Raw genomic sequence first — 21,031 nt, 5'->3', positions numbered from 1 at the left:
GACCATGCCCCTGAAGATCCACCCGATTAACCTCGGCAACATGACCCTCGACGCCAGCGGCCTCGTCATGTTCCGCACTCCAGGCGTGCAGGTCACGATCCCCGTCCTGGGCTTCCTGATCACAGGTGGCCAGGAGCCTATCCTCGTCGACACGGGATCCCGCAGCGTCGAGCAATTCGAGGCGTTCGGCCTGCCCTACGAGGTGACGCAGGAGATGACGATCGACCACCACCTCGCCGCGAATGGACTGAGGCGCAGCGACATCCGCCATATCGTCCACACGCACGCCCATCTGGACCACGTCGGGCAGGATTTCACGTTTCCCATGACGACGCAGGTGAGCATGGCACGTCAGGAGCTGGAGTTCATGGCATCGGGCATCATGGGGCCCGGGATGTACACGGCTCTAGATACCAAGCACCTAATCGACCGCCTCCACACGCGCGGAAGCCTGCGCCTGTTCGACGTAGACGGCACGTTCGAGGAGGAGCTGATTCCCGGGGTGGCCGTCCGGCTCTCGGGCGGTCACACGCCGGGATCGATCTCGATCCTGGTCGAGACCGACGGCGGCCTGGCGAACATTTGCGGCGACATCGCCTACAACCTCACCGACCAGATCATCGAGCCGATCCTCGACCAGGCCGCCCACGAGCCCACGATCACTGCCAATCGCGCGATGTCGACGCTCGAAGAGAAGCGGGCGATCAAGAAGGCCTTGGCGGGCAGCCGGTTCCTTCTGCCGAGTCATGACGCCCCGGCCCTGATCGAGGGTGGAAGGATTGCGGGCCTTGCGCTCGACGCGATCTCCAATCCCGCGATCGATGTCACGGAGGTCGGCAGCTACTCGCCTCTTGCAAAGCCCGTCGTCCCCGAGACGGCCGCGTGAACGCCTCCGTCACTGAGAGGCGCGGCGGCTTTCCGCAACCCGAGCTAGCCCGTCAGATCGAGCTTTCCACGGGGACCCTGATCCTCCTGGGACTCACGTGCGCCATCTGCGTCGCGAACAACTACTACAGCCAGCCGCTCCTCATCGACATCGCTCGCGATCTAGGTCTCTCGAAGTCGCTCTCAGGAATGGCGCCTACGCTGACCCAGTTGGGCATAGCCTTGGGCATGCTCCTGCTTCTGCCGCTCGGCGACCGCATCGACAATCGTCTAATCACGACAAGTCTGCTCGCCGTGCAGGCGGCCACACTGATCGTAATGGCTACGGCGACCGCACCCGCCCTCTACATGGCCGCCAGCCTCGTAGCGGGCCTGTGCGGCATCGTGACCTATCTTCTGCCCGCCTACGCGACGCGTCTGGTCGCGCCGGAACGCAGAGGGGCGGTGACCGGCATGCTCGCAACCGGCATCCTGACCGGAATCATGCTCGGCAGATCGGTCGCCGGAATCGCCGGCTACGCCGTGGGCTGGCGCACCGTCTACGCCACGGCAGCGCTCGCCACGCTCATCATGGCTGTCGTTATGATCCGTGCGATGCCGCCCACGCCCGGCCTGCGGCCACAGAGCTACCGCGGCCTTCTACAGTCCGTCACGGCCCTTGTGAGTCAGTCCGCCCTGCTCAGACGGGCCACCCTGCTTCAGGCACTCAGTTTCGGCAGCTTCAACGCCTTGTGGGTGGGACTTACGCTACATCTCCAAGAAGCACCATTCCATCTCGACACCCGCCGCATCGGCGAGCTGGCGCTTCTAGCCGTGACATCGGCGATTGCGGCGCCGTTCCTCGGACGATTGGCGGACCGCTGGAGCATGGCAGCGGTGGTACGCCTCGCCTTCCTAGTGACCGCCGCAGGCTGGCTGGCGGCGCTCGTCCTGCCCAGCGACTACATCGGGATCGTCGCGGCGATGGTTCTTGTCGGGATCGGAGCCATCGGAACCGACGTGACGCTCCGCGCTGCCCTTTACGGGCTCGCGCCGGACATCCGGATGCGGCTCAACGCCGTATATTCCACCGGGACCTTCCTCGGAGGCAGCATCTTCTCGCTCTTGACCCCCATCCTCTGGAGCCGCCTGGGCTGGCCCGCAGTCGCCGGAGTCTCGTTGCTGGCGACGATGGCCGGCTTCCTTCTGGTCCGAGACCAGAAGGTCTAGAGCCACCCCTCGCATCCTCTTTCGTTGACGAGAGATCACGCGGTCGAGAGCGCAGGAGGGCTATGCCCTCAGCAAGACCGTCGAAGCGGCTCATCTCGCGAACGCCGCCCGGAAGAGACAGCAGTACGCTGGACGCCCGTGTGACCATCCATCTAGAATTCAAAGACACCTACCAGGGTATGGGGTCATGCTTCTGGAGGTGATAACACGGAACCGGGGAAGACGGTCCGCGCTTCAGTCGCATCGATCCGGGCGAGCACCTTCGGGAACTGCCTAGATGCGACGCCTCGTCGAGCGTGACGTGTCAGCTGGAGACTTAGAGTTCGTGTCAGCAAGAACAGAAGATCGAGCCGGTTCCCCCCTCATCGCGGTCGTCGATGACGACGAAGACGTTCGGGCCGCATTGGAAGGCCTGCTCGGCAGCCTAGGCTACCGAGCGGCGCTCTTCGCCAGCGCCGACAGCTTTCTGCGCGCGCAACGTCTCGACGAGGTCACCTGCATCATCAGCGACGTCCAAATGCCTGGTAAGAGCGGGTTGAAGCTGGCTGAGGAAATCCAGGCGCAGGCGACGCCGATCATCCTCATCACGGCATTCCCCTCACCTGAGGTCGAGCAACGTGCGAAGGCGGCGGGTGTAAGCCGCTTGCTGATCAAGCCCTTCGAATCCGGTGAGCTCATCGACCAGCTGTCGAAGCTCGCCGTACATCCAGGCACGGCTGAACCAGTGAATCTCTGAAAGCGACCCGCGCGGGCCTGCCTAGAGCGAGGTAGGTGTGCGACTTCAGCGAACATCACGCCCGCAGAACAGGCCCTGCCGACGGACCAAGCTCAAGATCACCACGGAATGCGCCAGGCGCTACCGGAGTATGATGTCGGGACATCGGATTGCCGGCTAGAACGGCTGCTCATCCCAGTTGAGGCGACCCCATGATCTACGGCTTCATCATACTCGCGGTGGCCTATCGGTTCGCGATGCTCGCGAAATCCATGCGCAACGAAATCACGCTGCGCCGAGATGGTGCGGTCGAACATGGAGCCCTCAATTCCAAGATCCTGGCAGCCGTGCACGTCGCGTTCTATCTCGCCGCTTCTGTCGAAGGCATCGTTCGAAAGACGCACTTCGATGCCATCTCCGCCCTGGGGCTGGCGGTTTATCTCTTCGGCGCCGTCATGCTCTTCGTCGTTGCTCGCCTCCTCGGCCGGCTGTGGACGGTAAAGCTGCTCGTCGCTCGTGATCACACCCTCGTCCTTCACCCATTATTCGGGCCGTTCGGCACCCCAACTACTACCTGAACATACTTCCTGAACTCGTGGGGTTCGCGACGACCCTTCACGCCTTCGTCACGCTCATCGTGGGAATGGCAATCTACCTCGTGCCGCTCTTAGCGAGGATCCGTCTCGAGGAACGCGTCATGCGCGAGCGATTCACCAGATACTAATCGGTGCGGCTCGCCATCAACGCCCCTCAGAGACGGAGAAACGGGAAATGATGGGCTGAACTAGTGGCTGCTTCAGGGCACACCGATTGCCCACCTGAGTGTCCCGTTTATGGGCGGAAGCCGACCGGCAGCTAAGCGGCCGCAAGGACCCACATGCGGTCATTCACGGCCTCCTCTCGTATCCCCACCTTCTGCCACTCGTTCATCTGGCTTGCGCCACGTGATCGCGGTTGCTCATCTGAAGCTCGATGACGCTGTTTGAGACTTCGCGACCGTTCGTAATTTCCTGTGAAAAGACCGCTTTCCGTCGAACGCCGACATCATGAGCGTAGCCGCTTAATTTCTGGTTTGTGGCAAACTTGTTTCTGCAATGGTAATCATTGCCGAGTGACTACGCGCACTTACGTGTGGTTTTACGTTGGTGAGTTCGCTAATTCCATCAGGAGTGGGTTTCCAGCCTGAAGAGAACGATATGAGCCTTCCCCCTTTGAACGAACGCGCCCTCATTATTCTGGATGCCGAGCGCAAGCGCCTTGGCGAAACCTATCAAAAATGCGCGGAGGCGTTCGGCCCAAGCATTAGTCCTAGCGGGGCTCGAGCGTTGGACCGTATCAACGATGCTATGGAAGCTATCGAACGGGAGATTGCTACTCGCACAGGCACCTTGGCCCCACAAGCCGCCACTGAGCGCCTCTAAGCCGTTGCCCAAAAGCAACCGCCCGTTCAGCTGCATCTAGAACGGCGTGGCGGCACGAAAAGCGACCGGCCCGGTGCCAACAATCACGTCGTAGACTGGGAAGCAGCTTGGAAGTTCGTACTACTCAAGATCCTTTGTCATCCTGCGGTGTGAAAGACAGACCTAGCCCAGGAATTTTCAACCGCTCGCGGGACGAGGGGTCGATGGCAAAACGAAACACAGGCGCCAGCAGGATCTCGCCTTTAAAGTCTCGCAGCGGCCCTTGAATCACCGATGGCGACCCGAAATAGTTTGTCTTAGGTGCACGACTACCCGCTGATGCCCAATATTCAAGAGCAAGTTGCAGAAGCTCATCCTCGTTCGCAGCCAATTCCGCTGTCAAAACCTTCCATCCTTCCGCGCGGAACAACTCGACGTGGCGATCGGCTGCCGCCATGACCACCGACGGATGCACCTCAAAACCAGCGCATACCCGAACGAATGAACTCAGCTTGAGCGGCGAACTTCCCATTTCAACCTTAGTCCACGCGCTTGGGGTTACCCCGAGCCATTCGGCGACTTCAGCTTGGTGTCGACCGCGCTCGCCCCTTAATTCGCGAAGCAGGGCAAGGCAGAAGGTCGCGAAGGTGGTCAGCATGAACCTAAAACGATAAAGCCAGCAGCATGTTCCTGATGGGAAGATCTGCGTTCTTCGGGGGAAGTTGCATGCGCGCCGAGGAACGGTCAGGAGCTACCCAGTACCGCGGGCCACAGCCGGGACGGCCCGTCGTCTAACGGCGTACCAGTCGCAAGACCCATTCTCGGCCGTTCACCTGTGCTGCGGCGCTTCCCGAGATCGGACGCTTGATCAGCTGAAACCATTGCATCGCTCCTTCGCTAGAACGACGTGCGCCACGGGGCCGTCGTAGGTGAGCGCGCCACCCTTTCCGAGCGATCGCATAAGGAGCTATGCATTCCGCGATCCCCGTACAGGGGGAGCGCGATCTTTTGGGAGTGGCAATGGGGAAGCCGTCGACGGTGGTGTTCTGGGGAGCCGGTGCAACGGCCAATCTGGGCATGCGCGTGACGGCGAAGCAGAGCGTCTTCATCCTGACACTGGCGGGGGTAGCGGACCTCTCGCCGGCCAGCCTAGCGAAACGGGTGGAAGTCGCGCTCGGCCCAGGTGCCAACGCGCCGCAGCGCAAGCTTCTGGTCGATCTGCTCACCATTCTGGGTGACGGTACCGCTTCCGCAGCCCTCCACGACCCCACGGGCAAGCAGCTTGCCGCGATGGGGAGGAACTGGCGGGCGGGCGCCAGCGGCGACGAGTTGCGGGCACGTGTGCGAGAACTACGGCTCGCCTACGACTGGCTGGCGCTGCAGGACGTGCTCCGGGTCTGCCCGGGCGCCGCGGTCGGCGATCTGAAGATCAACGACCTCTTCAACATGCTCGACATGCATGCCCCTCTTGGTCATGGCTTCCGTACCGAGCAAGGTGCGTTCTTGGACGCGCGTCGTCTCATGGGGGCGAAGGCCGCGCTCAGGATGATCCTGCACGCGATGTTCTACATCGACTGGCAGAACTGCGTGCGCGACCGCTGTCGCCCGCTGGAGACCTACGAACGGTTCGCCGAGTGGCTGGGTCGGAGGATGTATCAATCAGAGCCGTCTTTCTCCGGTCGTCTGGACCGTGCCGAGTTCATCCGCGGCGATATCGCCTTCGTTAGCCTCAACTACGATCCCATCGCCCTCTGGACTCAATTTGTCGCGAACCGGAGACTGAATGGAGCACCGGACGTCGGGAAAGTCGATGGTGCGTCACGACGTATCCAGCTTTACCACGACATGGGCCACTTCATCCCCTCGCGGCGAATTGAACCGGCAGGGCGTCCGGACCTCTGGTATCCGATGAACGAGGCGTCGGCGCAGCGGATCAATGAGATCGACGCCGCAGGGTCGGAGCGGATCAGATTGAGCAAGTTCCTCTTTCCACACGGATGCCTCTGCTGGCGCGAGTGCCCGGACTGCGGCAAGCTGTCGGCATACCACGGAGACGAATGGAGCCTCCGATCGCCGTCCCTCCTGCCGCCCCCGCCCCTTCGTTGCTTCGACCGGCGATCGGCTTACCCGGACTTGGCGGCTCTCGACCCTGTGGATCGTGACAAACGTGAGAAGGAGAGCGACCTGTGGAGCAAGGGGGTGGTCGACGCGAGGGCCTGTCTGCACTGCCACACCATTACGACCACGGAACACGCTCAGACCGTGATGCAGAGTTCCTTCAAGCAAACGCCGCCGTCGTTCATCGACGAGATCCAGCGTGACCTGCGTGCCATCGTCATGCAGGCGGACCACATCATCCTGATGGGCTACTCCCTCCCGCCGGATGACGTGGCCTACCGCGCCTTCTTCGCCGCGCGCCGTCGTCGAACCGCTGGAGGGACACCGGTGAGATGCACCGTCGTGGGCTTTGACCACGCCCTGCCGCCACTTGCTGGCCCCGGCGGCATCGACCCGGCCGTGCTTGCTCGGCAGCCTGCCGTCGCCAGCGCACGCGAGATCTTCGGCGAGGATAATGTGCGCTTCTGCGGAGAGGGTGTGCCCGGCGCCTTCTGCGGCGCGCCCGGCGTGCTTTCCAAACTCAAGCTCGATGCTCTCTTCGAGTGGAAGCCGGTGTGATCGGACCGCGTGAACGCATCGATCGGCGGGGTTCGTCGACGGTTTCGGTCAGAGTTGTTGCCGTGTGCTCGCTACGGCATCCGTTTCCGTAGGCGACCTGACCAGCGTCGAAGTGGTCTAACAGACGACCATCTCGACCCACTTCCAGTCTTTCGGAGCACCATTACAGCCTCCAAGTTTCCGCCGTTCGCTCATCCCTTCGGCCGCTTTTAGCGCTAAGGGGGCAAGCAGCTAGCCTCGCGATGACAGCAAGAGTCCCGCAAGAGTGGATGTCGGCGGTTGCCAACCGCTCTCCGGCGTTGCAGTTTCGTCATCCCGGCGTGACGGGGCCGGGGGATGGATGGCAGGGGTTGATTTAGGATCAGGGAAGGATACGGCCGGGCTGCGCTCGCTGCCGACCGATCCCAAGTTGGACACGTCGACCGATCAGCTCATGGCGCGGCTCTACGTGCCGGCGCTGGCGCGCTCGGTGTCGTACGACCGCGGCGTCGGCTTCTTCACCTCGGCGTGGATGCGGATGGCGGCCGCCGGACTTCGCGGACTCGCCGAAAACGGCGGGGTTGCGAGGATCATCGCGAGCCCTATGCTGGAGCCAGGCGACGTCGCGGCACTGGCCGAGGGCAGCGACGCAATCCGCGACGAGACGTTGCGAGCGACTCTCCAACGAAGCCTCGACGAGCTGGAGGCCGCACTTGAGACTGACACGCTCTCCGCGATTTCCTGGATGGTTGCGGACGGGCTGCTCGAGTTCAAGGTCGCCTCGCCCGCGAACGCGCTGGACGGCGACTTCCACGACAAGTTCGGCATCTTCACGGACCGGGCAGGCGATGGCATCGCCTTCCATGGCTCGCCGAATGACAGCGCGAAGGCCTTCCGTAACTACGAGTCTGTCAGCGTCTTCTACTCTTGGATCGACGAGCGCGAGGGGCAGCGCGTAGCGGCGGAGCGCCGCCGCTTCGAGCTGCTCTGGGAGAATGCCGATCCGAACGTGCGGACGTTCGGTATGCCGGAGGCGATCCGGCGCAACCTAATCCAGTTCCGCGACCGTGCGCCGCGACCATATAGTCCGCCGGAACGTCCGCGCGAGGATCCGCGGTGGCGTCACCAGAAGGAAGCGCTCGCGCGCTTCCTCGAGGAGCGCCGCGGCGTGCTGGAAATGGCGACGGGCACTGGCAAGACACGGACCGCGATCAGCATCATGGACGAGCTGTTCGAGCGCGACGCGGTCCGGACTTCGGTCATTGCTGCCGCAGGCACCGACCTGCTCGACCAGTGGTACGGGATTCTCGGCAGCGGATCGCGGCCGGTCTACCGCGCCTACGAGCGCCACCACGAGGCACAGGCCTACCTCAACGATCCCGAGGACGCCGTGCTGCTCACGTCACGCTTTAACCTCGCCTCGGTCCTTCCCCGGCTTGCGCCACGGCTGGTGCGCGATGGCCTGATCGTGTGCGACGAGGTCCACGGCATGGGGGCCCCTTCGATGGTCGAGAACCTGCCAGGGCGCATCGAGCCGTTTGGGTGGCGACTTGGCCTCAGCGCAACGCCCGAGCGCGAGTACGATCAAAATGGCAACGACTTCGTCGAGCGCGAGATCGGGCCGGTGATCTTCGAGTTCGGCTTGGAGAAAGCCATTCGGCGCGGGATCTTGTGCGAGTTCGACTACCTCGATCTGGAATACGAGTTCTCGCTCGACGATAAGGCGGCCGTCCGTCAGGCGATCAAACGATATCATGCCCGCGCCCGAGTGGCGGACGCGCCGCCGATCGAGAGCCTCTACCAGGAGATCGCGCGGATCAGGAAGCTGTCGAAAGAGAAGCTGCCGCCATTTGCCGACCTAGTCGCGGAGAGGCCTGAAATTCTCCACCGCAGCCTGATTTTCGTCGAGACCGCTGAGTACGGCCTGCTGGTGCAGGACATCCTCATGTCGACTGGGATCGACTTTCACACCTACTACGCAGACGACGACCGGGCAAACCTGGGGAGGTTCGCGCGCGGCGATCTTGACTGCCTGATCACCTGCCACCGGATCTCCGAAGGCATCGACATCCGGTCGGTCGGCACCATCGTGCTCTTCGCCTCTGCGAAGGCTCAGCTCGAGACGGTCCAGCGGCTAGGGCGGTGCCTTCGCGTCGATCCGGCCGATCCCGGAAAGCGCGCGCTGGTGGTCGACTTCATCAGGACCGACGACGTCGCGCACGACGACGTGGGTGGCGAGGCGTCGGCCGACATCGGCCGGCGGGACTGGTTCAGGGCGCTGGGCGCCGTGCGGAGGGAGGAGTGATGGAAAACGGCGGCGGCAGGACAGACGGCCTCGACCCCGGCATCTTAGCCGCCCTGGACGAGGTGCTGACGGCGGCGGACGGCGGCGACGCCGCTCTGTTCGGGCGCGTGCGGGCGCTTGTGGAGAACTGCCTTGCCGACAACTACGATCCGACCGACGTCAGATCGGTGATCGAGCTTGCGGTCAGCCTAGACGGAGGGCGGTCCGATGGAGCTTAGGGTTGTCGGCTGGCGCTACGAAAACATTCGCGGTGGCATACGCAACGTATCGGTCGCGCTTGACGAGGGACAGCGATGGACGCTCGTTCAGATGCCGAACGGCACCGGCAAGACGACGACCATGACGCTGATGCGCGCCGCGCTGACCGGCGCGGACCTCACGCCTGACGAGGTCGCCGCGCTCCGCGCCGACGATGATGCGGAGGAAGGCCTTTTCGAACTACGCCTCGCTATCGACGATAAGCCATACCGCGTGGAGCTGCACCTCGACTTCGTCGGGCGCCGCGCGAGCTACACGACGACACGCGCGCAGCTTCAGGGCGGGGGCAGCGAGGAGGGATGGAAGCTGCCGCCACTTCTGCGCCGGCTGCTCACGCCCGAGTTCACCAAGCTATTCGTGTTCGACGGCGAGTTCGCCAAGGACATCAGGTCGGAGGGCAAGGATCGCACCACGCGCGCTATCCGGACGCTCTACCGACTCGACCAGCTCGACACCCTGAAGTCCGAGATCGCCAAGCTGGTGACAAAGGAGCAGGAGAGCGCCGCCGCGCTGACGAGCGCGAAGGAGCAGAAGGGCGTAACCCGGCTGGCGAACGTGCTGGCCGACGCGGAGGCTTCGCTGGCCGCGCTGAAGGCAAAGCTCAAGTCGCACCGAGCCGAGAGGTCCAAGCTGGTCGCGCGCCAGGAGGAGATCGGGGGCCGGATCGCCGACCGCACCGCGCAGGACGAGAAGTTCGCCGCGCGCAAGTCGAGGCTGGACGGCGAGCTGTCGACGCTCACGATCCGCATCGCCGTGCTGTCCGCCGACAGTCTCGCGGCCGTCCGCTCGCCGGCCAAGGTCAGTCCGCTGCTGCTCGCCCGCCTCCGCGGACTGGGTCAGCGTCTGACGACGCTACAGCTACCGAAGACCATCTCGCAGGAGTTCTTCCACGAGCTGGCGCATGCCACCCACTGCGTGTGCGACCGCGAGATCGGTGAGACCGAGAGCGCCGCGATTGTCGCCGGTGCCAAGAAGTATCTGGCCGAGGACCAGATCACGATCATCAACCGCATGAAGCGTAACGTGCGCGAGAGTGAGGCGACGGGCGGGGAGTTCGCCGACAGCGCTGGCGAGCTCAAGGCGAAGCTACGCGAGCGCAGGTCGGTTTACCAGCAGCTCGAGCAGCTCCAGCAGGAGCAGATCGCGTCCGGCGACGACGAGCTGAAGCGCCTGGTCCTGGAGCAGCGCCAGAACGAGCTCAGGCTTGAGACTCTGGATGCCGAGATCTCCCAGCTGAACACGTCCGACAAGCTGACGCAGATCCTGGAGAAGCTGGGCGCGCGCAACAACATCCCGTTGTGCCAGGCCGAGGTCGACCTTGCCAAGCGGCGCCTCGCCGCCGCTACGCAGACGGTGAAGTTCACCGGCGCCGCCGACCGCATCTCCGCGCTCATCGACACGGTCGCCGCCCGGGCGCTCGACAATCTGCGCGAAAGCGTGCGCGTCGCGACAAACGAGAAGCTGACGCGACTGATTAAGGGGGAGCCGCTGCGCGTCGCGCGGATCGGCTCGTCGCTCGAGCTCGCCTCGCAGGGCGTCGCGAGCAAGGGTGGCGTCAGCGAGGGGCAGAGCCTCTCAGTCGCCTACGCGTTCATCACGTCGCTTCTGGGCGCGGCGCCGTACCGGCTGCCCTTCATCGTCGACAGCCCGGCCGTGTCGCTCGACACCCGCGTCCGGCGCGAGGTCGGGGACGTGATCCCGACGCTATTCGAGCAGATGATCATGTTCGTGATCTCGAGCGAGAAGGACGGGTTCGCCGACGCCTTCTATCCGCGCGAAGACGTTCGCTACGTGACGATCTGGCAGGACCAGGGGGAGGAGTCGCAGATGCGCGAGGGGCTCGACGAGTTCCGCCGCTTCCACGCGACCGAGCCCGGGGAGAGGGCAGCATGAACTTCACACTGCCCGGCAAAGCGCGGCCGTTCTTTAAGACCGTGACCGAGCGCACGCCAAAGTACCTGATGTTCGATAGCTGGTATCTCTGTGCGCTCATCGGCCTGCGGGAGCGGACTCTAGGTGCGAAGGAAGAGCTCGAGGACGAGTACTTCATCGACCACTATCCGGAGGACTTCAAGGCCCAAGCCGACTTCCTCGCCGGGCTGCTGATCGACGCCGAGCTCGATCGCAACCGGATCAACGTGGACGACAAGGCGAGCGTCGAGCGCGAGATGATCCTGCTGCTTGATCCTTCCCGGACGACGGGGTTGAGCGAGTCCGGCGTCGAGATACTGAACCGGTATGCCGTGGGCGGGTTCGCCAAGTTGGAGGATGCGATGTTGCCGCCCGCGAACGTGGAGGACCTTCTTGTGAAGTATGCGGAACTGTGGGGAGGCCAGGACTGATGCCGGCGGCTCCAACTAGAGGGTGGTCGGATTTCCGTTCGGACCTTGCGAGGCGGACAAGGGTTCCGTTCGCGCACGTCACCTTCGTGATCTACTTCGTGGCCAGCATCGTGCTGATCGGCGGGCTCGGCCTGTGGGTCGAGCTCATCAATTACGCTCGTTCCACCAATCAGGGCGACCTCACGTCGGTCAGGACGGCCGTCGCCACGTTCTTTCCAGCCTTGATTGGCTCGACATGCCTGCAGGTACAGATTGGCAGATTCCAGAAGCAGGCCCGGGCAGTCTCGTTTCTCTCGCTGCTGGTCTTTGCGGTGGTTGGCTTCTGGCTGATCTTCGATCGCGGTCTGGCGGATCGCACCGTCTTGGCGATCGGCACGCTGTGCTCGCTGTTTTCTCTGTGGTTCTGGTGGGTCGCGAACGCTGACAACGTGGACCTGTATGACGACGAGCCGCCGAACGCAGCAACTGGCGGCGAGGACACCGGTCGGCCGCTCGGTGGCGACCTGACGGAGTTCCAGGCATGACCGCGCCCACATTCACCTTCCCTCATCGCGTCAAGGCGCTGCATGTGCGCCAAGAGCTCGCAGACTGCTGGGTAGCGGCTCTTCCAGCTGCCCTCCTGCTAGACGTCTGCTTCACCGACCGGCTGCGGGCGGAGCACACAGGGGATCCGACGTCCCCCTATCTGCTCGACGGGATTCAGCGCGAGTTCCAGGAGAAGCGGCTGCGGGAGATCGGCGCCTATATCGACCGTGACGATACCGCGTTTCCTAACTCGATCATTCTCGCGGCGAACGCCCGGCCCTCAGATGGCTTCAGCGAAGACGAACCCGAGGATCAGGCGGCAGAGGATGCCGCCGCGCTTGCGGACGGGGATCCTGCCGTCGATGATGCCCCAGATCCCGACCATGCGCCGGCCGAGGTTGATAGGCGGTGGCGGGTCGAGCTGGGCGAAGATGGCTGCTACGAGCTCGTTATACCGACGGCTGACAAGCTCGCGGCGATTGTGGATGGTCAGCACCGTCTGTTCGGGTTCGCCAAGGCGAAGGTCGTCGACCGACTGTCGATGGAGATGATCTGCGCGATCTACTTCGACCTGCCGAAGCCTTTCCAGGCGCAGGTCTTCGCGACGATCAACTCGAACCAGAAGCCCGTCGGCAAAAGCCTCACCTATGAGATGTTCGGCTACAACATCGACGACGAGGAGCCTGCATTCTGGAGCCCTGACAAGCTCGCCGTGTTCCTCACCAGAAGGCTGGGGAGCGACACCGACTCGCCTTTGAGGGGGCACATCTCGATCGCGCCCAAGAAGGACGACGAGTTGACAGAACTTACGAGCGAAGCCGAATGGAAGGTTTCGACGGCTGTGATCGTGGAGGGCATCGCCCGCCTGATCACGAGCAATCCCAAGTCGGACTCGAACAACTTGCAGACGCCGACGCGACTGACTCGCTCTGAGCTGGGGGTAAAGCGCAAGGACCGCTCGCCGCTTCGCGAAGCCTACCTAAGCGGCCAAGACGTGGTCATCTACACAATGGTCCTCAACTACCTGAAGGCGTGCGACGAGCTTTTCTGGAAGGTCGCTCCGCTCGACTCTTTCATTCGGAAGACGGTGGGAGTTCAGGCTCTATTAGATATTCTGCGGCGGCTTGCTCTGGAAGCCTACAGGAGCAAGGTTATTTCGGTCGCCCACTTCCACCAGATCCTCGAGCCAGCCAGGAACCTCGACTTCTCCGCCGACAGGTTCCGGAACGCCTCCGGTTCCGGGCGTAGCATCATCCGCCGCGCCATCGAGGCTGAGCTCGCGCGTGCCGATTTAGGACTGCCGTCATGATGGGATGGGAGTCTGACGTGCAGTCTCGCGGCAGGGCAATCCGACCTTGAATCGAACGCTGGCGGTGGACGTGAGGCGCGCCACGTGGCCACGGCGCGGACCGCCCGACTTCCCGGCGACGTTCCCGCATGGTCAGTCCTCTTACGATCTCGATGTACCCGGCATGCTGCTGCTGCTCGGCTATCTTACCACGCCGACGTCTTCGACTGGCGTCTCGCTAAGCGAATTCTGGGCATGGGTGCGCTATCTCGCCGCGGTCACGGGCGACGACGACCTGCGTCTGACGCGAAGCTTCGCCGACCTGGACGCCCATCAGAAGACGATCCTCAGCGACGACTTCGGGATGGGTGTGCCCATGCTCTGGCTGAACGAGCGGCTCGCGTTCGACCGTATATGCGACGGCCGCTACTTCATGCAGCGCTTCGCGGCCGATGTCGGCGCGACCGCGCGGCGGACGGCCAAGCGGGGACCGAACAAGACCCCAGACTTCGTCGGCCGGGATGCGGCGGGCGTATGGCACGTCGTTGAGTGCAAGGGGACGCAGTCGGGCCCGGATTATTCCGAGAACCAGCTCGGCGATCCATGGCCGTTCGCTACCGGTGGCGTCGCGCAGAAGCGCTCGATCGTATTCCCGCGCGCCTACACGGGGCAGCGACTGGTCTGCGGACTCTCTATCGGCGTCCAGGAGGGTAAGTTTGCCAGCCGGCTTACCGTCGTGGACCCTGAGCCGGAGGATCCGTTCGAGGTGAGATCGGACCAGATGTTTGCCGCGGATGATGCGGTGACTCGTGCCGTGGTATCTAAGGTCCTTCGCCTGAGTGGCTTCGAAATCTCCGCCGAGGCGACGGCGGCTCCCTTGGGCCGCTTTCCCTACAGTGTCCGCTCCAAGTCCCGGCGCTTCGACGAGGCGCGCCAAGCAGGCGTCGACGACCGGGACCAGCGAGCGAGGGACGAACTAGGTGCGACCGTCCGGGGTCGTGATGCCACAGCGTTCGAGGGCCGGTTCCGAGGCCGCGAAAGGCTCTTCGACCTACCGCGCCCAATATTGATCCACGGCGAGCCTGTGACGCGCGCAATCATCCGGCAGGGCGTCGATCAGGACGTGCTTCTACAGCTGCGCGAGCGCCCGACTATCGACGAGCCCTTGGCCGAAAGTGGTGCCGACTGGACGCAGTCGCTGGGCCAGACCGTCGTGAAGGGCGACGAGCGTAGCTCCTCCATGACGATCGGCGGGCTCTACCGGTCGGAGCTTATTCTAGACTGAGGGTGGATGGCGCAGCCAAGACCTCAGGCCGCATAGCGCCGCAGGTCAACAACCGCTTCGACGAGCGTCTCCCCGAACGTCCTCATCTCTTCAGCCTCCGTGAAGCGGCCGGGCGAAACGCGAAAGGCCTGGCGCGCGCGGGTCGTGTCTCCGAACATCGCGATCAGCACCGGGCTGGTCTGCACCTTCTCAGTCGCGCAGGCGCTGGATGCCGAGAAGCTCGCCACGCCGTTCAGGCGGTGGATCAGCGCCAGCGGCTCCACACCGTCGATCGATAGCGACAGGTTGCCCGCAAGACGTTCGGTCGGGTGGCCGTTGCGATGCACGCCGTCGACGGCAGCGCGCAGCTGGGCAAGCAGCGCATCGCACATGGCCCGCAGGCGCACGTCGTCGGCTGCCCCTTGCCGCGTCGCGATCTCGAGCGCCTTGCCGAGGCCAACGACGAGCGGCGTCGCGACCGTTCCGGGTCTGAGGCCGCGCTCCTGTCCTCCGCCGAAGGTGATCGGCACGAGTTTGGGCCGGGGCGAGCGTGATCGGACGTAGAGCGCGCCGACGCCCTTGGGTCCATAGGCCTTGTGGCCCGACACGCTGGCGAGGTGGATGTGCTCGGCTATAACGTCGACCCGACGGTGAGCCATCACCTGCGCGAGGTCGGTATGGAACAGCACGCCGCGCTCCTCGCAGGCCGCGCCGATCTCGCTGATCGGTTGAAGGGTGCCGACCTCGTTGTTGCCGCCCATGACTGAAACCAGGCCGGTGTCGTCCCTTATCGCTTCGGCGACGGCGGCTGGATCAACCCGGCCGTGCTCATCGACGCCGATGACGGTGACCTCGAAGCCCTCGCGCTCCAGCTGCCTGAACGGCTCGATCACGGCGGGGTGCTCGACCGCGCTGGTCACTAGGTGCCGCTTCTCGGGCCGCGCCCGCGCCGCGCCGAGGATCGCGATGTTGTCCGCCTCGGTGCAGCTTCCGGTGAACACGATCTCGTTGTCGCGCGCGCCGAGCGCCGCGGCCACCTGGGCGCGCGCCGTGCCGACCGCTTGTTGGGCGCGGTTGCCGTGGACATGCTCGACGCTCGACGGGTTGCCAAACACCTCCTCTAAGTAGGGTCGCATCGCGTCGGCTACACGCGGGTCGACCGCAGTGGTGGCGTTGTTGTCGAGGTAGACGGGGCCCCGCGCACCCGCTGCGCTCATGCGCACACCGCCAGCCGCCCCAAATCGACTATAGACTTCGCGCGCACGCTGAGTGTGCCGACGCCGCGGTGGATATGGGCGCGCAGGCGCGCGACCATCTCGTCATCGCCAAGGGGCTGCGACTCGCCCTCCGTCTCCTCCACGTGGCGCAACATCGCGCCGATCAGCGCTGTGTGGTCTCCCGTCAGCGTGTAGGCGTTGAACTCGGGACCCTTCTCGTCAGGCGCAGGGACGCGGATCGGGCCCTCCTCCAACGACATCATGATCGCCACCCGGATGAGCAGGTTCGGCGTCACGCCGGTCCGCTGGCGGATCGAGCGCAGCCGGCTGTTCGCGTCCTCGGAGATCCTAAGCCTGTTGTAGCGCACGCTGGTCCTCCTGACCAAAGTAGCCTGGGGTGGCGGTGGTCGACCGCGTCTCGGGATCGTAGTCGAGCCGGTAGGAATGGCTCACGTTGGGCGACAGGCGCTCGAGCAGCTCGTCGTCGACCTCCGTGTCGGTCGACAGCACAATGACCTGGTGGCTGGCCTCCGCGAAGTAGCGCTCGACGATGGTCGCCCGGTGCTCGGAGTCGAGGCGCGCCAAGGGTGTGTCAATGATCATCGGCAGCGCCCGGCCGCTGGTGCGGGCGAGCGCCCACAGCATTGCGATCGCGTAGATCTGCTTCTCGCCGGCGGACAGGCTGGACTTGCGAATCTCGGTGCCGGAGCGGTCGATCAGCGTCGCGTCGAAGGTGGTGGGATCGATCCGCACGTCCGCGACGAACCCACCCTTGCGCGCGAGGTGGTTAAAGCGCTCGACGAACTCGGTGCGGAGCTGAGCCAACTTGTGGTGGAGGAGGCGCTCTTCGTACTGCTGTAGCACGCGGCCCACGCGCGTGGCGATGGCCGCCCTCTGCTCGCCGGCGTCGACCTCGTTCTGGGCGTTGACGAGGCGTTTCTCCTCGCGCTCCAGCGTGAGCTTCTGGTATTCGAGCTGCTTCAACTCCTCGCTGCGGGCCTTGAGCTCGGCTTCGGCGGCGCCGACGTCCTTCTCAGAGAGCAGCAGCTCGTCCAGCACAACGGTCGCGCCCTTTCCAGCGGCGCGGACGAGTTCGGCTTCGAGCGGGCGGATCCGGCGCTGCAGCGCGTCCAGGTCCCGGACGAGGACGCTGACCCGTGCCGGCACGGCGTCCCGCGCGTCAGCGACCTTGGCGGCCAGCCGCCGGCGTTCCGCGGCGTCCAGACCGGCGAGGTGACCCGCGGTTCCTGTCACGGCGGCCGCCTCGGCCGCGAGGAAAGCGTCGAGGTCCTGCCAATGCGCGTCCTTCCAGGAGGCCTCGCGAGCCGGCTCGCCCGCCATGCGCCATCCCAAAAGGCGCATGCGGAGCGCCTCGGCCTCCTCGCGGCGCCCGGTCTCACCGGTCTGCGACAGCGCGGTGGCGAAGCGGCGCAGCAGCCGGGGGGCGGCCGCAAACGGCAGCAGCCCGTTGGCCAGGTCCCGCAGCTCGGCCTCGCGTTGCGCGATCTGGTTGCGCACCTCGTTGCGTTCGGCCTCGGTAGCGGCGCGCCGGTCGGCCGCGTCGCCGCCTTCGGCGGTGAAGCGCAGCCGCACGTTGTTCGCTGCCCGCTCCAGAGACGTGTGCCGCGTCTTCAGCTCGGCCACGTGCTCGGCCAGGTCGCCGATCCGCTTCTGGAGGGCCACCCTGTCCCGCACGACCGCCTGGAGGCGCTCGGCGCTGCCGCCGTCGTCCTTGCGGTTCCGCCTGGCGAGGAACAGCCCGATGTCGGTGCGCAGACGTCCGACCAGCTCGATGCCGAGCAGCCCTCGGACTGCTTCGGCGAGCCCTTCGTCGGGATCGTCCCGCGCGATCTCGGCGATCTTTTCGCCGTCGAAGAAGAACAGCTGCGACACGCCGGGCGGGATCAACTCCTGCAGGAAGCCGTGCCACTCCTCGCGGGGGACGGCGTCAACCGGCGCTCCGTCCTTCTCTAGCGTGAGCGTCTCCACGACCTTCGCTCCACGGACGATCCACCGGCGGGACACGCGGTAGTGCTGGACGATGCCAGCCTCGGCGTAGTCAAACTCGAGCCCGACGGACGCGACCGCGCTGGCGCGTCCGTTGGCGTCAACATGCACGCGGTTGCGCAGGTGCTCGTCATATTCAGACTGGCCGACGCGGGCGCCGAGCGCCCGGCGGCCGTAGAGCGCGAGGCGCACCGCCTCGAGCAGCGTGGTCTTGCCCGCGCCGTTGCGCCCGCCAAACAGGACGACGGGCCGGTCGCGGGTCGGCATGAGATCGAGCCGCTGCCGGCCGGCGTACAGTCCGAAGTTCTCCAGCTCGATACTGCGGAGGATCATCGTCCACCCTCCTCTTCCGCGTCAAAGCCGAGCTCCGCCTCGTCCTCGTCCGTGGTGTCGCCATCGATGCCGAGGTCGCGACGGCGCTCGTCGACGATGACGTCGAGATCGCGCCAGTCCAGCCGGAATGCATCCTCGATGCGGGTGTGGACGGCGTGACGGCGCTTCAGGCCGTGCGATGCGCGCTCGATGTCGAGGAGCTTCATCACCAGCTCGGTCGGCACGTCGTTCTCGGCGCAGATCGAGTCCAGCAGCTCGCCATCGTCTGAGGTGAACGCGACCGAATCTTCGGCAACCCAGTCGAGGTCCTTGCCGAGTGTCTCGCGCACGATCCTGGGCACGCTGTCCGCCCAGTCGCCGCGCTCGGTCCGCCATAGGCGCCGGATCTCGTGCAACTCCTCCTCCTGGATTAGCAGCGGCGCCTCGCCGATCGGCGCCTCGCGCGCCACTTGGACCTGCGTCTCGAGAAGCTGGCGCAGGATCTCGCGGCAGAACTCGAGCTTGTAGGGCCCGGGCATGACCCGGTCGGTGTCCTTGATGAAGGAGATGTGCCCTGTCCGTCGGCGGAAATCGCGAAAGTCGCGCTTGCGAGCCGGGTCCTGCGTCGCCGACAATTTGTCTCGGAAGTCAAGCAGCGGGGTCAGCCACTCCTCGCCGCTGTCGATCATCGCCTCCATGGCCTTGTCACGCTCGACGACGGTGCAGACCCAACAACCAAAGCGCGAGTTGCCGCACGACGGCGTGGACGTGTCGACGACCAGCGGGCACTCGCCCGACGCGGCGTTCCTGTACATCGCCACTAGGTCGCGGTTGTCGTTGCCCCATGGGGATGGGTTCTGCAGCAGGTAAGTCCAGACGTCATCAGTCGAGAACGCCGCAATCGGCGCGTAGACGAAGGCGTTGAGCAGCGACGAGTGGCGGGACAGCCTCGATCCGGGGATGCGGTGGAGCGACATCACCTGCGCGCGGGTCGCCGATTCTTGCGAGCGCACGCCGAGCACCATGACGACCTCGCCGAACTCGGCGACCCGGCTCTTGATGAAGTCGTTGGCCGGCTCAATCTTCAGTCGCTCTGTGCACCACCGGAAGCGGCGGGACGGCGCAGGGTAGCCCCGTCCGATCATGTTCACCCAGAAGCTCTTGTCGACCTCGGGCACCACCTTGTGCGCGACGATAGGCATGCCCTGCTCGGCGGCGGCCGACGTGATCTTGTGGAGGGTCTGGTCGATGTAGCGTGACACGACAGGCGTCTCGACCAGCGTGTCGGAGCTGATAACGTAGATCGGCTTAGTGCGCCGCTCGGGCGGAAGCGCGATGAGGGATGCCCAAATGAGCTGGAGCGCGGTGGTCGAATCCTTACCGCCGGAATAACCCACCACCCAGGGACGGTCGTCCTCGAGGTATATTTCCCGCACGTCCTCCATAAGCCGCGGCAGCAGGCCCAGCCCCTTGGCTGCCTCGTCCCCTATTTTCAGCTCGTCCATGTTCATGGCGCCAGACTAGTCCAAGTGACGGTCGGCGTCAGCATCGTTCGTGCTCCGTTCATCGGATGTGATCGCGCGGTGGATCGCGTCCGCCGTCAGCAGCACGCTCGTACGCGACCGGTTGATCCGGCCGCCGAGTAGCGCTCGCCCCTCCCACTGGGCGGCGTTCGCCCGGTCCCAGTCGATGCCACCTAGGCGGCCAAGTGCCTCGCGCCAGCCGTCCGGCCGTTCGTTTATCACCCGGGCGCCGGCAATCGCGATCGCTTCCAGCGCAACGCCGTGCGCGTGAACCCGGTCGCGCCGCAGCTCGGCGGCGGCGAGCTGGCCCCGGCCGGCGAGCCGCCACTCGGGCATTCCGTCTACGACCGCGCGCCAGAAGTCCACGGCTTGGTCTGGCCTGTCGTGCGTGACCTCAAGCCCCGCGTTCTCGATCAGCACGGACGTCGCGGTGTGTAGGTTGCTGAACGCGAACAGCTTGCGCGACCCAGCCGTAAGGTTGGTCCGCGTAAGGTCGGTGAGGTCGCGAAAGATGGGAACTGCCTCGACGACCGCCCGCGTAACGCGTGCAGCTTCGTCGCGCGCGTCGTAGAACAGGCGTAGTGACCGCGATGGCTTCACGCCGTGTTGATTAAGATCGACGAACATCTGCTGCGATCGCGCGAGGCCCTCGTCCGGAAACAAGGTCACGGCGATGGTCTCATCGCCAAGATGGGGCCGTTCTCGAAGTGCCTCGACGATGCCTGCCCTGCGGTGCTGACCGTCATTGATCACGATGATGGCCGTCATGTCGACTAATAGCGTGCCAAGCGAGCGCTCGCCGGGCACAGTCTCGAACCGCAGCGCTCCGTCGATGGTCGCCGATAGCGCGGACAGCACGTACTCTGCCGTATTCTGCGTCAGGTAGCGGGCGATCGCCGGAATCCGCGTCTTGTTCAACTCGCGCTGGGCCCGGAGTTGCGGCGGAAGTTCTGCCTCGTCGAAGCGGAACAGCCTTTCCACAGTCTTAAGCGGCACCATGGCGACGTAGTAGGCTCTTCCCGCCTGGACTCCTCGTATCGCGGCAAAGCTGTAGCTGTTGGCCATCTAGTTGCCTCTATCAATTCCAATCCTACGATGCGCAGAGCGAAGCGAGTATGTCAATAAG

The 21,031-nt window shown here is 64.7% G+C and carries 19 protein-coding genes; 13 read left to right on the top strand and 6 right to left on the bottom strand.

Going from position 1 to position 21,031, the window contains the following annotated elements; genetic code table 11:
- The first annotated feature begins 4 nt into the window (after positions 1–4).
- The 5 genes from LZ586_RS15420 (at position 5) to LZ586_RS18320 (ending at position 3,533) form a co-directional block, all read left to right on the top strand.
- Positions 5–886, top strand: coding sequence for an N-acyl homoserine lactonase family protein (locus tag LZ586_RS15420; RefSeq protein WP_235077188.1), 882 nt, complete (start codon positions 5–7; stop codon positions 884–886).
- A complete protein-coding gene (locus LZ586_RS15415; protein WP_235077186.1) occupies positions 883–2,094 on the top strand; it encodes an MFS transporter in 1,212 nt (403 codons plus the stop codon). Before LZ586_RS15420 ends, LZ586_RS15415 begins: the two co-directional genes overlap by 4 nt.
- Positions 2,095–2,371: 277 nt before the next feature.
- Positions 2,372–2,830 carry a response regulator gene (locus LZ586_RS15410; protein WP_235077184.1) on the top strand — a complete coding sequence of 153 codons (459 nt, stop codon included), beginning with the start codon at positions 2,372–2,374 and terminating at the stop codon, positions 2,828–2,830.
- A 191-nt stretch (positions 2,831–3,021) separates the two neighbouring features.
- On the top strand, positions 3,022–3,387 hold the full coding sequence (locus LZ586_RS15405) for a hypothetical protein (RefSeq protein WP_235077182.1): 366 nt from the start codon (positions 3,022–3,024) through the stop codon (positions 3,385–3,387).
- A gap of 17 nt (positions 3,388–3,404) precedes the next feature.
- Positions 3,405–3,533, top strand: a complete 129-nt coding sequence (locus tag LZ586_RS18320) for a hypothetical protein (protein ID WP_413777297.1) — start codon at positions 3,405–3,407, stop codon at positions 3,531–3,533.
- 821 nt (positions 3,534–4,354) lie between these two features.
- Here the strand turns inward: LZ586_RS18320 and LZ586_RS15400 are convergent.
- Positions 4,355–4,867 carry a helix-turn-helix domain-containing protein gene (locus tag LZ586_RS15400; RefSeq protein WP_235077180.1) on the bottom strand — a complete coding sequence of 171 codons (513 nt, stop codon included), beginning with the start codon at positions 4,865–4,867 and terminating at the stop codon, positions 4,355–4,357.
- Between the two features lie 311 nt (positions 4,868–5,178).
- Here LZ586_RS15400 and LZ586_RS15395 point away from each other — a divergent pair, with 311 nt between their 5' ends.
- From LZ586_RS15395 to LZ586_RS15360, 8 genes are all read left to right on the top strand, one after another.
- Entirely contained in the window at positions 5,179–6,885 is a 1,707-nt protein-coding gene (locus LZ586_RS15395) for a hypothetical protein (RefSeq protein WP_235077178.1), read from the top strand.
- A gap of 340 nt (positions 6,886–7,225) precedes the next feature.
- Positions 7,226–9,169, top strand: a complete 1,944-nt coding sequence (locus LZ586_RS15390) for a DEAD/DEAH box helicase family protein (RefSeq protein WP_235077176.1) — start codon at positions 7,226–7,228, stop codon at positions 9,167–9,169.
- Positions 9,169–9,387, top strand: coding sequence for a hypothetical protein (locus tag LZ586_RS15385; RefSeq protein ID WP_235077174.1), 219 nt, complete (start codon positions 9,169–9,171; stop codon positions 9,385–9,387). Before LZ586_RS15390 ends, LZ586_RS15385 begins: the two co-directional genes overlap by 1 nt.
- Positions 9,377–11,320 (top strand): hypothetical protein, encoded by a 1,944-nt coding sequence (locus LZ586_RS15380; RefSeq protein WP_235077172.1) that lies wholly within the window; start codon positions 9,377–9,379, stop codon positions 11,318–11,320. Before LZ586_RS15385 ends, LZ586_RS15380 begins: the two co-directional genes overlap by 11 nt.
- On the top strand, positions 11,317–11,769 hold the full coding sequence (locus LZ586_RS15375) for a hypothetical protein (RefSeq protein WP_235077170.1): 453 nt from the start codon (positions 11,317–11,319) through the stop codon (positions 11,767–11,769). The genes LZ586_RS15380 and LZ586_RS15375 overlap by 4 nt, the downstream gene beginning before the upstream one ends.
- Before the next feature lie 86 nt (positions 11,770–11,855).
- Positions 11,856–12,293, top strand: a complete 438-nt coding sequence (locus LZ586_RS15370) for a hypothetical protein (RefSeq protein WP_235077168.1) — start codon at positions 11,856–11,858, stop codon at positions 12,291–12,293.
- Positions 12,290–13,603 carry a DGQHR domain-containing protein gene (locus LZ586_RS15365; RefSeq protein ID WP_235077167.1) on the top strand — a complete coding sequence of 438 codons (1,314 nt, stop codon included), beginning with the start codon at positions 12,290–12,292 and terminating at the stop codon, positions 13,601–13,603. Before LZ586_RS15370 ends, LZ586_RS15365 begins: the two co-directional genes overlap by 4 nt.
- A 163-nt stretch (positions 13,604–13,766) precedes the next feature.
- Positions 13,767–14,867: a hypothetical protein gene (locus tag LZ586_RS15360; protein ID WP_235077166.1), complete on the top strand. Its 1,101-nt coding sequence runs from the start codon at positions 13,767–13,769 to the stop codon at positions 14,865–14,867.
- A 23-nt stretch (positions 14,868–14,890) separates the two neighbouring features.
- On the opposite strand, the gene LZ586_RS15355 is transcribed toward LZ586_RS15360, so the two are convergent.
- Genes LZ586_RS15355 through dndB form a run of 5 tightly spaced genes read right to left on the bottom strand, consistent with a single transcriptional unit; the run spans position 14,891 to position 20,970 of the window.
- Positions 14,891–16,063, bottom strand: a complete 1,173-nt coding sequence (locus tag LZ586_RS15355) for a cysteine desulfurase family protein (protein ID WP_235077165.1) — start codon at positions 16,061–16,063, stop codon at positions 14,891–14,893.
- Positions 16,060–16,431 (bottom strand): DNA sulfur modification protein DndE, encoded by a 372-nt coding sequence (gene dndE, locus LZ586_RS15350; protein ID WP_235077163.1) that lies wholly within the window; start codon positions 16,429–16,431, stop codon positions 16,060–16,062. Before dndE ends, LZ586_RS15355 begins: the two co-directional genes overlap by 4 nt.
- Complete coding sequence (dndD, locus tag LZ586_RS15345) at positions 16,412–18,403, bottom strand: DNA sulfur modification protein DndD (RefSeq protein ID WP_235077162.1); 1,992 nt, start codon at positions 18,401–18,403, stop codon at positions 16,412–16,414. Before dndD ends, dndE begins: the two co-directional genes overlap by 20 nt.
- Positions 18,400–19,893: a DNA phosphorothioation system sulfurtransferase DndC gene (dndC, locus tag LZ586_RS15340; RefSeq protein WP_235077160.1), complete on the bottom strand. Its 1,494-nt coding sequence runs from the start codon at positions 19,891–19,893 to the stop codon at positions 18,400–18,402. Before dndC ends, dndD begins: the two co-directional genes overlap by 4 nt.
- Positions 19,894–19,902: 9 nt before the next feature.
- Positions 19,903–20,970 (bottom strand): DNA sulfur modification protein DndB, encoded by a 1,068-nt coding sequence (dndB, locus tag LZ586_RS15335; RefSeq protein WP_235077159.1) that lies wholly within the window; start codon positions 20,968–20,970, stop codon positions 19,903–19,905.
- Between the last annotated feature and the right edge of the window lie 61 nt (positions 20,971–21,031).

It is taken from the genome of Sphingomonas sp. S2-65 (assembly GCF_021513175.1).
In the GTDB taxonomy this organism is placed as follows: Bacteria; Pseudomonadota; Alphaproteobacteria; order Sphingomonadales; family Sphingomonadaceae; genus Sphingomonas.
Note: the sequence above shows the minus strand (reverse complement) of the source record. Positions and strands in the feature narration are given on the sequence as shown.

Excerpts from the sequence above, each read along its gene's own strand:
- LZ586_RS15405 (WP_235077182.1), top strand. The coding sequence starts at position 3,022 with ATGATCTACGGCTTCATCATACTCGCGGTGGCCTATCGGTTCGCGATG.
- LZ586_RS15385 (WP_235077174.1), top strand. The coding sequence starts at position 9,169 with ATGGAAAACGGCGGCGGCAGGACAGACGGCCTCGACCCCGGCATCTTA.
- LZ586_RS15375 (WP_235077170.1), top strand. The coding sequence starts at position 11,317 with ATGAACTTCACACTGCCCGGCAAAGCGCGGCCGTTCTTTAAGACCGTG.
- LZ586_RS15380 (WP_235077172.1), top strand. The coding sequence starts at position 9,377 with ATGGAGCTTAGGGTTGTCGGCTGGCGCTACGAAAACATTCGCGGTGGC.
- LZ586_RS15365 (WP_235077167.1), top strand. The coding sequence starts at position 12,290 with ATGACCGCGCCCACATTCACCTTCCCTCATCGCGTCAAGGCGCTGCAT.
- LZ586_RS15395 (WP_235077178.1), top strand. The coding sequence starts at position 5,179 with ATGCATTCCGCGATCCCCGTACAGGGGGAGCGCGATCTTTTGGGAGTG.
- LZ586_RS15420 (WP_235077188.1), top strand. The coding sequence starts at position 5 with ATGCCCCTGAAGATCCACCCGATTAACCTCGGCAACATGACCCTCGAC.
- LZ586_RS15390 (WP_235077176.1), top strand. The coding sequence starts at position 7,226 with ATGGCAGGGGTTGATTTAGGATCAGGGAAGGATACGGCCGGGCTGCGC.
- dndD (WP_235077162.1), bottom strand. The coding sequence starts at position 18,403 with ATGATCCTCCGCAGTATCGAGCTGGAGAACTTCGGACTGTACGCCGGC.
- dndB (WP_235077159.1), bottom strand. The coding sequence starts at position 20,970 with ATGGCCAACAGCTACAGCTTTGCCGCGATACGAGGAGTCCAGGCGGGA.
- LZ586_RS15410 (WP_235077184.1), top strand. The coding sequence starts at position 2,372 with ATGCGACGCCTCGTCGAGCGTGACGTGTCAGCTGGAGACTTAGAGTTC.
- LZ586_RS15400 (WP_235077180.1), bottom strand. The coding sequence starts at position 4,867 with ATGCTGACCACCTTCGCGACCTTCTGCCTTGCCCTGCTTCGCGAATTA.
- LZ586_RS15355 (WP_235077165.1), bottom strand. The coding sequence starts at position 16,063 with ATGAGCGCAGCGGGTGCGCGGGGCCCCGTCTACCTCGACAACAACGCC.
- LZ586_RS15360 (WP_235077166.1), top strand. The coding sequence starts at position 13,767 with ATGCTGCTGCTGCTCGGCTATCTTACCACGCCGACGTCTTCGACTGGC.
- dndC (WP_235077160.1), bottom strand. The coding sequence starts at position 19,893 with ATGAACATGGACGAGCTGAAAATAGGGGACGAGGCAGCCAAGGGGCTG.